General features: G+C 33.1%; 12 protein-coding genes. 11 read left to right on the top strand and 1 reads right to left on the bottom strand.

Features of this window, described 5'->3' with window-relative positions:
* Positions 1 to 19: 19 nt before the first annotated feature.
* From GQR95_RS07855 to GQR95_RS07830, 6 genes are all read left to right on the top strand, one after another.
* Positions 20 to 286, top strand: coding sequence for a hypothetical protein (locus GQR95_RS07855; RefSeq protein WP_159022650.1), 267 nt, complete (start codon positions 20 to 22; stop codon positions 284 to 286).
* 3 nt (positions 287 to 289) lie between these two features.
* Positions 290 to 721, top strand: coding sequence for a hypothetical protein (locus GQR95_RS07850; RefSeq protein ID WP_159022649.1), 432 nt, complete (start codon positions 290 to 292; stop codon positions 719 to 721).
* Between the two features lie 100 nt (positions 722 to 821).
* Entirely contained in the window at positions 822 to 1,106 is a 285-nt protein-coding gene (locus GQR95_RS07845) for a hypothetical protein (RefSeq protein ID WP_159022648.1), read from the top strand.
* Positions 1,107 to 1,185: 79 nt separating this feature from the next.
* Positions 1,186 to 1,422 (top strand): hypothetical protein, encoded by a 237-nt coding sequence (locus tag GQR95_RS07840; protein ID WP_159022647.1) that lies wholly within the window; start codon positions 1,186 to 1,188, stop codon positions 1,420 to 1,422.
* Positions 1,423 to 1,431: 9 nt separating this feature from the next.
* Positions 1,432 to 2,502, top strand: a complete 1,071-nt coding sequence (locus GQR95_RS07835) for a nucleotidyltransferase family protein (RefSeq protein ID WP_159022646.1) — start codon at positions 1,432 to 1,434, stop codon at positions 2,500 to 2,502.
* Between the two features lie 397 nt (positions 2,503 to 2,899).
* Complete coding sequence (locus GQR95_RS07830; RefSeq protein ID WP_159022645.1) at positions 2,900 to 4,120, top strand: site-specific integrase; 1,221 nt, start codon at positions 2,900 to 2,902, stop codon at positions 4,118 to 4,120.
* A 167-nt stretch (positions 4,121 to 4,287) separates the two neighbouring features.
* Here the strand turns inward: GQR95_RS07830 and GQR95_RS17080 are convergent, their stop codons facing one another.
* A complete protein-coding gene (locus GQR95_RS17080) occupies positions 4,288 to 4,539 on the bottom strand; it encodes a DNA-binding protein (protein ID WP_370514537.1) in 252 nt (83 codons plus the stop codon).
* 256 nt (positions 4,540 to 4,795) lie between these two features.
* Between GQR95_RS17080 and GQR95_RS07825 the strand changes: the two genes are divergently transcribed.
* The 5 genes from GQR95_RS07825 to GQR95_RS07805 all read left to right on the top strand — a co-directional run bounded on the left by GQR95_RS07825 (position 4,796) and on the right by GQR95_RS07805 (position 13,299).
* Complete coding sequence (locus GQR95_RS07825; RefSeq protein ID WP_159022644.1) at positions 4,796 to 5,464, top strand: response regulator transcription factor; 669 nt, start codon at positions 4,796 to 4,798, stop codon at positions 5,462 to 5,464.
* Positions 5,465 to 5,499: 35 nt separating this feature from the next.
* Positions 5,500 to 6,834, top strand: coding sequence for an ATP-binding protein (locus GQR95_RS07820; protein WP_199269648.1), 1,335 nt, complete (start codon positions 5,500 to 5,502; stop codon positions 6,832 to 6,834).
* 241 nt (positions 6,835 to 7,075) lie between these two features.
* The gene (locus GQR95_RS07815) at positions 7,076 to 11,413 is read left to right on the top strand and encodes a CusA/CzcA family heavy metal efflux RND transporter (protein ID WP_159022642.1); all 4,338 of its coding nucleotides are present in this window, start codon (positions 7,076 to 7,078) and stop codon (positions 11,411 to 11,413) included.
* Positions 11,414 to 11,415: 2 nt separating this feature from the next.
* Positions 11,416 to 12,582, top strand: a complete 1,167-nt coding sequence (locus tag GQR95_RS07810; protein ID WP_159022641.1) for an efflux RND transporter periplasmic adaptor subunit — start codon at positions 11,416 to 11,418, stop codon at positions 12,580 to 12,582.
* Complete coding sequence (locus tag GQR95_RS07805; RefSeq protein WP_159022640.1) at positions 12,583 to 13,299, top strand: VIT family protein; 717 nt, start codon at positions 12,583 to 12,585, stop codon at positions 13,297 to 13,299.
* The last annotated feature ends 5 nt before the right edge of the window (positions 13,300 to 13,304 follow it).

Raw genomic sequence — 13,304 nt, 5'->3', positions numbered from 1 at the left:
AAAAATATTATTTATAATTATGAGGGAAGAAACAAAACATACAAAAATTACTAGAAAGGAAGCCGTACAAAAAATGGGCAAGTATGCTGCTTTTACTGCCATTGGTACGTTAGCTGTATTAAATCCACTAAAGGCACAAGAAACTAGTGACCCTGTTGGTCCTGGAGGATCAGGTTTTGGTAGTAGCACTAATGCAAAAACACTGGATGCATCAGATTCCGCAAAGTCAAGCCAAACGGGAACCGGAGGAGAAGAAACTCTAATTGGTAAAACTTCTACACACTAGTATTTGAAAGCTAATTTAGCTCCTAAACTCATACAATCCGTTATCGATTTTACGATATTATGGTTTGAGAAATCGAACCAATATATTATAATCGATAACGGATTATTTTTTTGTATACGCACCTTTTTAGAATCGAAAACTAAAACGGCTTGTTTAAATGCATACACCTCTACTTTTGAACTTTCTCTAGAAAAAGCTAAAGAAGTTTACTTAGATGTAGAACAGTTTCTTTTAGATAGGAATACACCTTTAGTAAAAGAAGTAAACACTCGCTATCAATTAAATACAGATCAAAGAAATTACACAAAACAATATCGTTCTGGTGATTTAAATTTTGAAGTTCATTTTCAAATCGGAATCACTTATAAATTATATACATCCTCAAATTCTTCATTTAGAAACGTCAACAAAAACCAAACCCGATTTTTGTTTTGATATTCAAGAAGACCATAATCAAATTAAACTTTTCACAAATAACAAGTTTATTAGATCGTGTGATTCTAATCATTTTCATGAATTACAAGGAAAGTTTAATATGGAACTTATTTGTGCCTTACATCATAAAAAAGAACACGATTGGATAGGTTTATTTCATGCTTCAACGATCTCTAACAATACAGAGTCTGTTATGCTTATTGGTACATCTGGAAGCGGAAAAAGCACCTTAACAACCATCTTAACTCATAATGGTTATGATTTAATTGCAGACGACACCACTCCTATTTTAAGAGCAGATTTAAACACCTATTATTTCCCTGGAGGAATATCTGTAAAGCCAGGAGCCTTTTCAACAATTAAAACCATTAATATCAAACTTTGACGAGTTACCAGAAAGCCATTTAAGGGCTTATAAAGGCGGTATTAAATACATCCCAACACCAGAACCAAAACTAAAACACGTGCCTTGTAAAACTATTGTTTTAGTAAATTATAAAGCTAATTCCAAAACACTATTAGAACCTATAAATGCTAAAACGGCTTTAGAGATTTTAATCCCTGATTCTTGGATATCTCCTAAACCAGAAAATGCAAAAGCTTTTCTGAAATGGATTAATACAGTTACATTTTACAAACTTACTTATAGCAACAATCAAGATGCTATTGATATATTTTCAACTATCTTTATAGACGAATAAGAATCGTTTATGAGTCCCATTGAAGTCAACTTAACACAAATTTCTCGTCTAATTAGTTTTAATCCAGACCATAAAACATTAAAAGAAGACATATTAAATCAGACTTTTAATTGGGAGAACATTGTTAAAACAGGCAGTAAACACCTTATTATCCCTACCATTTATTCACGTTTAAAATCTAAAGGACTTCTTTCCTTTTTGGCTCAAGATTTACAAGGTTATCTTAAATATATTTACGACTTAAATGAAGAGCGAAACAAATCTTTATTAGAGGAAATAAAACTTATAAATTCGTGGTTCAATTCTAATAACATTGAACATGTATTTTTAAAAGGAGCAGCCATGATTGCATCAAATTATTACGAAGCAATTGGAGAACGTATGCTTGGAGATATAGATGTTTTAGTACCTAAAGAGCAATCAGAAAAAGCTTTTCAGCTATTAATAGATAAAGGATACACATTTGCTAAAGAGCCAACTATTAACCCTAAATATTTTGGAGACAAACACCTTTTAAGACTAGCATCTAAAGACTACATTGGTGCTGTGGAAGTGCATTTTAAACTTTTAGATAAAGACCAAAAAGATTTAAAGCCTGAAGATGTTTTAAAAAATAAACAGCTTGTAGAACACACAAACATTCCAATTCCTTCAGCAAAACACTTGTTAATTCATAATGTATTAAATTTTCAAATTAACGATCACGGATCTTACTATAATTTCATCGGTTTAAAAAACTGCTTCGACTCGATTGTTTTATTACCTCAACTAGATTCAAAAGACAAAACACAACTTTTAGAGAACAAACATATTGTCAATAATTTTAATGTTGGTAGTTTATATTTTACTGAAATCCCTAAACCTAAAAAGTCCTTAAGAGTTAGATATAATACGACCATATATCGTTTAAAAAACAAGTATAACAACTTTAATAATTGGCATTACAAAACTCTTGCTTATTTAGAACTAGCTAAACTTCTGCTGCACCGTACATGGTTTTTTATTATAAATAAACATTACAGAAAGGACATCTTAAATGATCAGGAACGCATCAAAGATTTTATTAAATCGAAGTTGTAAGATCACTTTTATTCTTAGACAAAAATAATAAGGTCTAATCTCTCATGTAAAATTCTTATTCTAAAATTCAGTGTACATTCTCTATAGGCATTACACAAGTAATTAGTATTAGATAAAATTAAGTAAAGAATTACACATATTATCTAAACAAAAAAAGCCGACTATAAATAGTCGGCTTTCTCTTATTGTGCGGGCGGAGAGACTCGAACTCTCACACCTCGCGGCACTAGATCCTAAGTTTAAAAAAACAACTGCCAAATCACCTTAAATTATGTCAAACTACTGATTTTCAGATATATTATATTTTGTTTACATTCATTTGATATCAATAAATACCAGAAAATGTGTTACCCATGTGTTACCCCAATTTATTATCTTTATAAAAACAACATAAATTATGGCAACTCTAAAAACAGTTCTACATAACAAAGTGAACAAAGAAGGAAACCAAATATACAGATTAGCACTACGATTAACCGTAAATCGAAAGCGCGCCTATTATTTTCTTGGTCAAACTATAAATATTTCGGATTGGAATGAAAAAAAAGAGGAAGTAAAAAGATCAAATCCTAAATATAAGTTGATAAACAGACTCATAAGAAAAAAATTTGATGAGATTGAAGAACTCATTTTTAAACTTGAATCATCAAAACATGATTATACAGCAAAATTCATAATAGATTCTGTTAGAAATAATAATCCAAAATCGTCTTTCTTTGAATTAGCAGACGAACACATAAATGACCTTTTTCAGGCAAAAAAACATAATAGAGCTGTATCTGATAAAAGTAAATTAAATAGATTGAAACAATTTGCAAACGAACCTGATATCTCTTTCGAAAGTATTGACGAACAATTTTTAAAAAGATTTAAGCATCATCTGTTACATAAAGTTGAAATTTCTGAAAGATCCGTTATGAATATTTTCGTACTTATCCGTTTACTTTACAATAGAGGAATTAGTAGAAAACTAGTGGACCCAAAGTTTTATCCATTCGGCAAAGACAGAATAAAAATTAAATACCCTCAAACCATAAAAATCGGATTAAACGAAGAGGAAATTAGAAGAATTGAGAAACTAGAATTAACTTTTAGATCTCCTATTTGGCATACAAGAAATATTTTTTTATTCTCCTTCTATTTAGCTGGAATTAGAATATCTGATGTATTAAAAATGAAATGGAAAGACATTGTAGAGGATCGAATCTATTATAAAATGAGTAAAAACAACAAAGCTGACTCTTTGAAACTACCTACCCCTGTTCTTGCCATCCTGGAATTTTATAAACCCCAGAAAAGAAATAATAGTGACTATATATTTCCCGAGTTAAAAAACATTCCATCGTATGATTCTATGGCAATTTATACTCAAACAAAAACTACGATAAAAAAGCTAAATAATAATTTATCTAAAATTGCAGAGCTCGCTGAAATTAACAAAAAAATTACGAACCATATATCTAGACATAGTTTTGGAAATATTGCCGGTGACAAAGTTTCTCCACAAATGCTTCAAAAATTATACAGGCATACCCACATTAGCACAACAATAGGCTATCAAGGGAATTTTATTCATAAGGATACAGATGATGCCTTAGAGAGTGTAATTAGTTTTTGATTTAATTTTATATTTAATACCTCGTCACTCATTTTAATTGGCTACTCCGGTTTTAGCTAGGAAATATAACGTTTAAATAGCCAATTACTTTTCAGATTAAAACTACACAAAAAGAAAAGTAACTTTGAACAAGTATAACCTTAGTTCTGTTTTTTAGCCGTTGCTAGCTAAATCACTCTATTTCTTAGGATAGTATATAATTTATGATTGATATAATAATTTCCTGTTCCTAGTTTTTGTTTTATTAATATTCCGTCCTTTGCCAATCTATTTAAATAATTAGCAGCAGTTATTCTAGATACACCTAAATCTTTTTCTATGAATTCAATTTTAGTGTAAGGATGTTGAAATAAATTATTCAGTAAGTTTTGACTATAAAACTTATAACTATCTCTTATTAGATGCTTGTATTCTAACATTAAAACTTGAATTTCTTTAATAGTAGATATGGTTTGTTTTGAGGTCTGTTCTACAGCTTAAATATTATATAAAAATATGTTTTCTAGGTATTTATGTGTTTTTACAAGAATCAACAAAAGACAGAAGCTATAAATTTGTGAAGCGTAAACTAATTAATCTTAGCTATTATGATAGTCATGTAGTATTTTATAAAATTTAAGCCAATCTTAAGAAAAACCAAATCTTAACTTAATTAAAAATTGTAACTTTTGCGCCATGAGAATTTTAATTGTAGAGGATGAACCTGGTATATTTAACTTCCTTAAACAAGGTTTAGAGGAGGAGTCATACGCTGTCGACATCGCCGAGGAAGGCAAAAAAGGGCTTGAAATGGCACTTTCAGGAGAATATGATTTATTGTTGTTAGATTGGATGGTTCCTGGTTTAAGCGGTATTGAAATTTGTCGGCAATTCCGAAAGGATTTTAAAGACACCCCTGTTATCTTTTTAACAGCGAAAGACACCGTAGACGAAACCATTTTCGGGCTTCAATCTGGCGCAAACGATTATATTAAAAAGCCTTTTCATTTTGAAGAACTTTTAGAACGCATCAAGGTACAACTACGTCCAAAATCAGGGGAACATTCCAATTTTAAACTTGGAGAAATTACACTTAATACATCAACACACCAAGTATTTAAAGCCGAGGAAGAAATAGCATTAACCCAAAAAGAGTTTGCCCTATTAGAATATTTAATGCGTAACAAAGGTTTGGTTTGTAGAAGGTCACGTATTATTGAAAGCATATGGGACATCCACTTTGATTACAATACAGGCGTTATTGATGTGTTCATCAACGCCCTTCGCAAGAAATTGAAATTAGGAAAAGACGAGAATTACATACAAACGGTTAGAGGTGTAGGCTACATTGCAAAGGAAATATGAATTTCAGTTTTAAAAATAGGATAGCATTTCATTATATGATAGCCACAGCTATCATAATGGCTGTAGCGTTTACAACTGTCTATTTTGTGGTTAAAGGTGTAGTATATCAAAATATAGATAGTGACCTTTCTTTTGAAGCAGAAAAACATACCGAGGAAATAAAAGTCGTTGGTGACAGCATCAAAATAAAAAATAAAAAAGAGTGGGAAGAAAGAGAACATAGAGAGGTCCAGATAAATCCTGTTTTTATCCAAATTCTAGATAAGAACGGTTCTTTTATGGATAAATCCCCAAACCTAAAAGAAAAAGAGCTCGATTACAACGAGGAAGCAAATTTTGGTGGAAGCTACAACAAGATGCTTAACGATAAACCCGTCAGACAGATTCAATTACCTATAGAAGAAAATGGAAAAATAAAAGGTTTTATAGTAACAGCAATGTCATTAGAATCTTCACAAATGGTACTGTTTAATCTAAGAAATATTTTGCTGTTAGTGTATTTACTTCTTTTGGCAAGCCTCTATTTTATATCAAAATATATCGCAGGAAGGGGTATCATACCTGTGAAAAATGTAACCGAAACGACCAATAGAATTACTCGGAACAACTTAAACGAACGCGTTGCATTACCTCAGAATAAAGATGAACTTTTTGATTTATCTTCTGGGATAAATAACTTACTCCAGCGTATCGAAAATGCGATGGAAAGAGAACGTCAATTTACCTCAGACGCTTCGCACGAATTACGTACACCTTTGGCAACCCTAAAGGGAACATTAGAAGTATTAATTCGTAAGCCAAGGCAACGAGCCGAATATGAGGAAAAAATTAAATTCAGTTTAACGGAAATAGACCGTATGACTGCTACATTAGAGCAGCTTTTACTGTTGGCTAGACTAGATAGAAGTTCAAAGGCTGCTGATGAATCATCAATGCCTCTAGCTACCATCATCGACGAAATTCTTACAAGACACAAAAAACAGATATTAGAAAAGAAGCTTTCAATAAGTTTTGAAAATGACATTAAAAATGAAACCTTAGTACCTCAATATTTCAGCAATTTAATATTGGAAAATATTATCAGTAATGCCGTAAAATATGCCAAAGGTGGTACTAATATTTACATTTCAATAACCCAATCTGGTTCTAAAATAATCTGCAAAGTTCAAGATAAAGGCATTGGCATTAAAAGAGAAGATTTGGAAAATGTGTTTAATAATTTTTTTAGATCTGATGCGTTAAATCATAAAAATATTGCAGGGAACGGTTTGGGTCTTTCCATAGCCAAAAAAGCTGCAGATGCTATTGATGCTCAGATTGCAGTAGAAAGCGACTTTGGACAATGGACCACCTTCACTATCATTTTTTAAGACAATCTAAAGAATAATAAAAGAAAATTATGTGATAGCAACAATAGCCTGGATTACACTTAATTAAAAAATATTTTTTGATTGGTTGATAATTTTACTTGGTTGGTAAAAGCCTTGAGATTTCTCAGGGCTTTTGTTTTTATAGTTAAAAGCAATCTTAAGCCAATCTTAAGAAACCATTTAGAATACACTTAGATAGCTCGTCTACATTTGTTTTATTATTTTAATAAACCACCAAAAAATGTTAGAACGTATTATCCGGTACAGTATTCATCATAAACTTATTGTACTATTATTTACTGCTGGAATCGTTGGATTCGGATTATATTCTCTTTCTCATATTCCTATTGGAGCAGTTCCCGATGTCACCAACAATCAAGTACAGGTTATTACTACTTCAAGGAATTTAGCTACTGAAGATGTAGAGAAGTTCTTAACCTATCCTGTAGAATTAGAAATGGCAAACTTACCAGGCGTAAAAGAAATTCGTTCTATTTCAAAATTTGGTTTATCAGTGGTTACCGTTGTTTTTGATGATGAAATGGGTACGTATTTACCACGCCAACTCATTGCTGAAAAAATAAAAAGTGCTGAAGAAAAAATTCCCGCAGGGTTTGGCAAACCCTTTATGGGACCTGTCTCTACAGGTCTAGGAGAAATTTACCAATATATAATCGATGTAGATGCCAAACATAAAGACCAATACTCCCTATCAGATGTGCGTACCATTCAAGATTGGGTGGTAAAACGTCAACTTTCAGGTATTCCTGGTGTTGTAGAAGTCAATACTTGGGGAGGCTATCTAAAAACGTATGAAGTTGCTGTAAACCCTGAGCGACTTCGTGCTATGGATATTTCTATTTTTGATGTTTTTTCAGCTCTCGAAAAAAACAATAGTGTTGCTGGAGGTGGTTATATCGAAAAAATCAATGAAAGTTACTTTATTAGAGGTGAAGGTCTAATAAGCTCAATAAAAGATGTTGAAGATATTGTAGTACTAAAAAAAGGAGAGGTGCCGGTTTATGTTCGGGATATTGCTACAGTAGGCTTTGGTCACGCAAATCGTTTTGGAGCAATCACAGGAAATGGCGAGGGCGAAAAAGTTCTTGGGCAAGTTATGATGCTTAAAGATGCAAACTCAAATGCTGTAATTGAAGCAGTAAAACAACGTGTAGCAGAAATACAATCTTCATTACCTCCAGGTGTTTCAATTAATCCTTTTTTAGAACGTAGCGAGCTTATTGCTAAGACAACGTTTACCATTGCAGAAAACCTAATTCTAGGTTGTTTAATTGTGATTTTTGTAGTGGTATTGCTTTTAGGAAACTGGCGTTCTGGTTTGGTTGTAGCTTCTGTAATTCCTTTATGTCTTCTATTTGCGCTGTCGCTGATGTACATTTTTGGTGTAGATGCCAATTTAATGAGTTTGGGTGCAATTGACTTCGGAATTATCATCGATGGTGCTGTAATTATAGTCGAGTTCATCGCATTTAAAATTACCAGTCAGCGTGCCAAGTTATTGGCACTTCCTAAGAATGAAAGACAAGGTTTAATAGATACGATTACCTATCAAGGTGCATCTAAAATGATGAATTCCGCAGTATTCGGGCAACTAATTATCATCATTGTTTTTATCCCAATTCTATCTTTAGTAGGTGTAGAAGGAAAAATGTTTCGCCCTATGGCATTGGTATTCTGTTTTGCCCTAATTGGTGCAATGGTATTTTGTTTTACTTACATACCAGTAATGGCATCTCTATTTATTAAACCAAACAATACAGAAAAGAAAACCTTATCGTCTCGATTGATTGCTTTTTTAGAAAATAAATATCAGCCTACAATTGCTTGGGCATTGCATAAAAAGAAATTAGTATTGAGTATGGCTGTTGGTTTACTAATTCTAACGATATTCTTATTCACTAGAATGGGTGGCGAGTTTGTGCCAACATTAGATGAAGGCGATTTTGTGATTCAGCCCGTATTAAGAACGGGAATGTCCTTGAGCAAAACCATTGAAGCGACTACTCATATAGAAAAAATACTAAAACAATTTCCAGAAGTAGAACAAGTAGTAAGTAGAATTGGAGCTGCCGAAGTACCAACAGACCCAATGTCTATGGAAGAAAGTGATGTAATTATAAAACTAAAACCTAAAGGTGAATGGACTTCTGCTGAGTCTAAAGACGAATTAGCAGATAAATTTAAAGAAGCCTTATCTAATGAAATCGCAGGCGTGGATTTTGAATTTACCCAACCTATAGAAATGCGATTTAATGAATTAATTACAGGAGTAAGAGCCGATTTAGCCATCAAGGTTTTTGGGGAAGATTTAGATGTACTCTACAGAAAAGCCCTAGAAATAGAAAAGGCCATTCAAAATGTAGAAGGAGCTGCGGATATTTCCGTAGAAAAAACAGCTGGTTTACCTCAAATGTCAGTAAAATATAACCGACAGAAAATTGCGAAATACGGATTAAATATTGAAGACCTAAATAAAGTCATCACAATGGGCTTTGCAGGAATGCCTGCAGGAACCGTGTTTGAAGGAGAAAAGCAATTCGATTTAATGTTGCGTTTTGATGATTGCCATAGAAAGGATATAGAAAACTTGGAAACAGCATCAGTTTCATTACCTAACGGTACAAAATTACCACTTAGTGAATTTGCTGATATTACCTACACCAAAGGGCCAGCAAAAATCTCTCGTGATAATACCAAGCGTCGAATCGTGGTAGGTGTAAATGTAAGAAACCGAGATTTAGAATCTGTAGTAAAAGATGTTCAGACAATAATTGAAAGAGATATAAAGATTCCTACTGGTTATTCGGTTAGCTATGGTGGACAATTCGAAAATTTAAGAACCGCATCAGCACGATTAAAAGTAGCTGTACCCATTGCATTAATATTGATTTTTGTCCTGTTGTATTTTGCTTTCGATTCTGTAAAAGAAGCATTGATGATTTATAGTGCGATCCCATTATCCGCTATTGGAGGCGTGATGTTACTTTATATTCGAGATTTACCATTCAGTATTTCTGCAGGTGTTGGATTTATAGCACTTTTTGGTATTGCTGTACTAAACGGTATTGTATTGATTGAAGAATTCAAAGAACTAAAAGCACACGGAGTTAGCAATATCAATAAAAGAATATTAATGGGTACAAAAAACAGATTGCGACCTGTATTATTAACGGCAGCAGCCGCTGCTTTAGGATTTTTACCAATGGCTATTTCAACATCTGCCGGTGCAGAAGTGCAACGACCTTTAGCCACTGTAGTAGTTGGAGGCTTAATAAGTGCGACGGCTTTAACGCTTGTAGTTTTACCTGTTTTGTATGCCATGTTTGATAGAAAAGGGCATCATCCTAAAGTAAAAACCAAAGTAAACCTTAAGGCTTTAAGTATAGTGCTTTTATTGTTTTTACCATTTTTTGGTAATGCGCAACAGAATCCTGCGAATGTAGAGGAGACCGTAAAAATGGCAATCGAGAATAATAAAGGGCTTCAGGCTAGCGCAAAAAGAATCAATCAATCAGAACAACTGGTGGGTGGTGCCTTTAATATTGATAAGACACAGATTCACTATGGCTATGACCAAAACAATATTGCTGAAAATGGTTTGGCTTTAAAAGTATTTGGTGTAAGTCAATCACTTCAGTTCCCAACAATTTACGGTGCACAACGTAAAGTGGAAAAACAGAAAGTGGCCTTAACAACACAACGGTATCAATTAAATGAAAGAATGTTAACTAAAGAGGTTTATGTAGCTTATTATAATGTGGTCTACAATCATAATTTAGTCAAGCAATATACTTATTTAGATAGTTTATACGGGCAATTCGCTAGTGCAGCGAAAAAGCGATATGATGTAGGAGAAACCAATTTGTTAGAAAAATTAACTGCTGAAACAAAACAAAAAGAGATTAGCATTGCACTTGCGCAAGCTAAAGAAGACGTTTCTAAAGCCTACACAATGCTCAACCAATGGGTACAAAGTGAGTCGTTAATTACTGTTAATGAAGATGTACTGCCGAGATTAACTTTAGATGATTTTGCCATAGCAAACCACCCAGGGATTTTATATTATAATTCAGCAGAAAATTTAGCAAAATCGTCCCTTTCTTTAGAAAGACAGAAACTATTACCCGATTTGCAATTTTCGGTATTTCAAGGCACTAACAATGGTACTAATGCAAAAAAATACAACGGTTTTCAAATAGGCGTTGCAATACCTTTATGGTTTGGTGCAAATAAATCAAAAATCAAAGCGGCAAAAACAGAAACATTGATTGTAGCTAATGAATTTGAAAACTATAAAATTCAACTGCAATCCAATTATGACGCGCTACTTTCCGATTTAAAAAAATATCAAGAAACGGTTGATTATTACGAAACTAAAGGACGGCGACTTTCTAAAGAATTAACAACAACCGCTTCAAAAGCATTTCAAAATGGCGAAATAGATTTCTTGCAGTATGTGCAACTTTTGGAGAGTGCAAAAAATATCGAAATCAACTATTTACAAAACCTAAACAAGTACAATAATACCGTTTTAGAGTTAAACTATTTAACCAATTAACAATGAAAAATACACACAACAAATCATCTAATTCTATATACTTCAAGGGTCTTTTATTGGTCGCAATACTAGCTTTAGCTTCCTGTAATTCAAAAGAAAAAAGTGAGGTTACTAATACAGATGTAAATGAAACAACAGAGGATGTAGATCTAATTACCATAACAGAAAATCAGTTTACATCAGGTAATATGGAGGTTGGCAAAATAACAACCCAACCATTTAATACTGTGGTTAAAGCAAACGGTATGTTTGCGGTTCCGCCAGAAAACCAAGCAGATGTTAGTGCCTATTTTGCTGGATATGTAAAAAACATTAGCCTTTTGCCTGGAGATGCTGTCAAAAAAGGTCAAACATTATTCACTATTGAAAATCCTGAATATATACAAGCTCAACAAGATTTTTTAGAAGCCAAAGGACATCTGAACTATTTAAAGTCTGATTATGAACGCCAAAAAGAATTGATGGCAGATAATGTTACATCCAAAAAGAACTTTCTAAAAGCAGAATCGGAATACACAGTGACTTTAGCACAATATGAGTCGCTAAAAAAGAAGTTAAGCTTAATGAATATTAATCCAAACACTTTATCTGCAGAAAACATGCGCTCGGTCATCAGCGTGCCTTCCCCTTTATCAGGTTATGCAACAACAATTAATGCTACTAAAGGGATGTATTTGAATCCTTCTGATGTTGCTGTAACTGTTACAAATACCGATGATTTACATATTGAACTGAAGATTTTTGAAAAAGACCTACCAATGGTAAAAGTAGGGCAACCTATTAACGTTAGGTTACAGAACGATATGAATAAAATGTACCAAGGAAAAATACATTTAGTAAATAAAGCCATTAATATTCAAGACAGAACGGTAGATATTCACGGTGATTTAGTTAATGAAAGTGATGCAAAGTTATTTGCCCCAGGAATGTACATTGAAGGAGAAATTTTAACCACAACAACAGAATATCCAGCATTACCAGTTGAAGCGGTAGCTAATATTGATAACGACTATTTTGTTTTGGTTAAAGAAAATAAAACAAATTTTAAAAAATTACTAGTAAAAATTGGAGCTACTAATAATGGCTTTATTCAAATCATTAATGCAAATGATTTTGAACCAAACACAGAGTTTTTGACAAAAGGGGCATTTAATCTAATTACTGAATAGATGACAGAAAAATCAGAAGATTTAGACGATTACTTAGACAGCCATTACATTCACCGAAGTAACTGGTTAAGAGCCGCAGTACTTGGAGCAAATGATGGTATTTTGTCAACGGCAAGTATTGCAATAGGTGTTGCAACGGCAAGTGCTACACGAGAGCCTATTATTTTGGCAACATTAGCAGGACTTGTTGCTGGTGCGCTGTCTATGGCTGCCGGAGAATATGTTTCAGTTAGTTCCCAAACAGATATCGAAAAAGCAGACATTGAGCGGGAAAAGCAAGAATTGGAAGAAATGCCCGAAATCGAATTACAGCGATTAGCAGAGATTTACGAAAAAAGAGGACTAAAAAAAACAACTGCTTTAACTGTAGCTAAAGAATTAACACAGCACAATGCTTTAGGTGCGCACATTAGAGACGAATTAGGGATAAACGAAATTAGCCAAGCTAATCCAATTCAAGCAGCTTTTGCATCAGGAGCAGCATTTACGGTAGGAGGATTACTTCCCTTTTTAGTAACATTATTTCTTCCTCTAAATAGTATGGAATATTCAATTTACGGTTTTGCGATACTCTTTCTTATCATTTTAGGAGCGTTAGCGGCGAAAACCGGTGGCTCAAGTATTGGAAAAGCAATTGCTCGTATTACTTTCTGGGGAACAGTTGCAATGGGTCTAACCGCATTAGTGGGATACTTGTTTAATGTAAATATTGCTTAAATAAA

Source organism: Formosa sp. L2A11, assembly GCF_009796865.1.
In the GTDB taxonomy this organism is placed as follows: domain Bacteria; phylum Bacteroidota; class Bacteroidia; order Flavobacteriales; family Flavobacteriaceae; genus Formosa.
This window is presented reverse-complemented; position numbering and strand designations above follow the sequence as displayed.

What these genes read in the sequence shown, in the direction of transcription:
- GQR95_RS07855 (WP_159022650.1), top strand. Translation starts at nt 20, where the DNA reads ATGAGGGAAGAAACAAAACATACAAAAATTACTAGAAAGGAAGCCGTA.
- GQR95_RS07845 (WP_159022648.1), top strand. Translation starts at nt 822, where the DNA reads ATGGAACTTATTTGTGCCTTACATCATAAAAAAGAACACGATTGGATA.
- GQR95_RS07835 (WP_159022646.1), top strand. Translation starts at nt 1,432, where the DNA reads ATGAGTCCCATTGAAGTCAACTTAACACAAATTTCTCGTCTAATTAGT.
- GQR95_RS07830 (WP_159022645.1), top strand. Translation starts at nt 2,900, where the DNA reads ATGGCAACTCTAAAAACAGTTCTACATAACAAAGTGAACAAAGAAGGA.
- GQR95_RS17080 (WP_370514537.1), bottom strand. Translation starts at nt 4,539, where the DNA reads ATGTTAGAATACAAGCATCTAATAAGAGATAGTTATAAGTTTTATAGT.
- GQR95_RS07825 (WP_159022644.1), top strand. Translation starts at nt 4,796, where the DNA reads ATGAGAATTTTAATTGTAGAGGATGAACCTGGTATATTTAACTTCCTT.
- GQR95_RS07820 (WP_199269648.1), top strand. Translation starts at nt 5,500, where the DNA reads ATGATAGCCACAGCTATCATAATGGCTGTAGCGTTTACAACTGTCTAT.
- GQR95_RS07815 (WP_159022642.1), top strand. Translation starts at nt 7,076, where the DNA reads ATGTTAGAACGTATTATCCGGTACAGTATTCATCATAAACTTATTGTA.
- GQR95_RS07810 (WP_159022641.1), top strand. Translation starts at nt 11,416, where the DNA reads ATGAAAAATACACACAACAAATCATCTAATTCTATATACTTCAAGGGT.
- GQR95_RS07805 (WP_159022640.1), top strand. Translation starts at nt 12,583, where the DNA reads ATGACAGAAAAATCAGAAGATTTAGACGATTACTTAGACAGCCATTAC.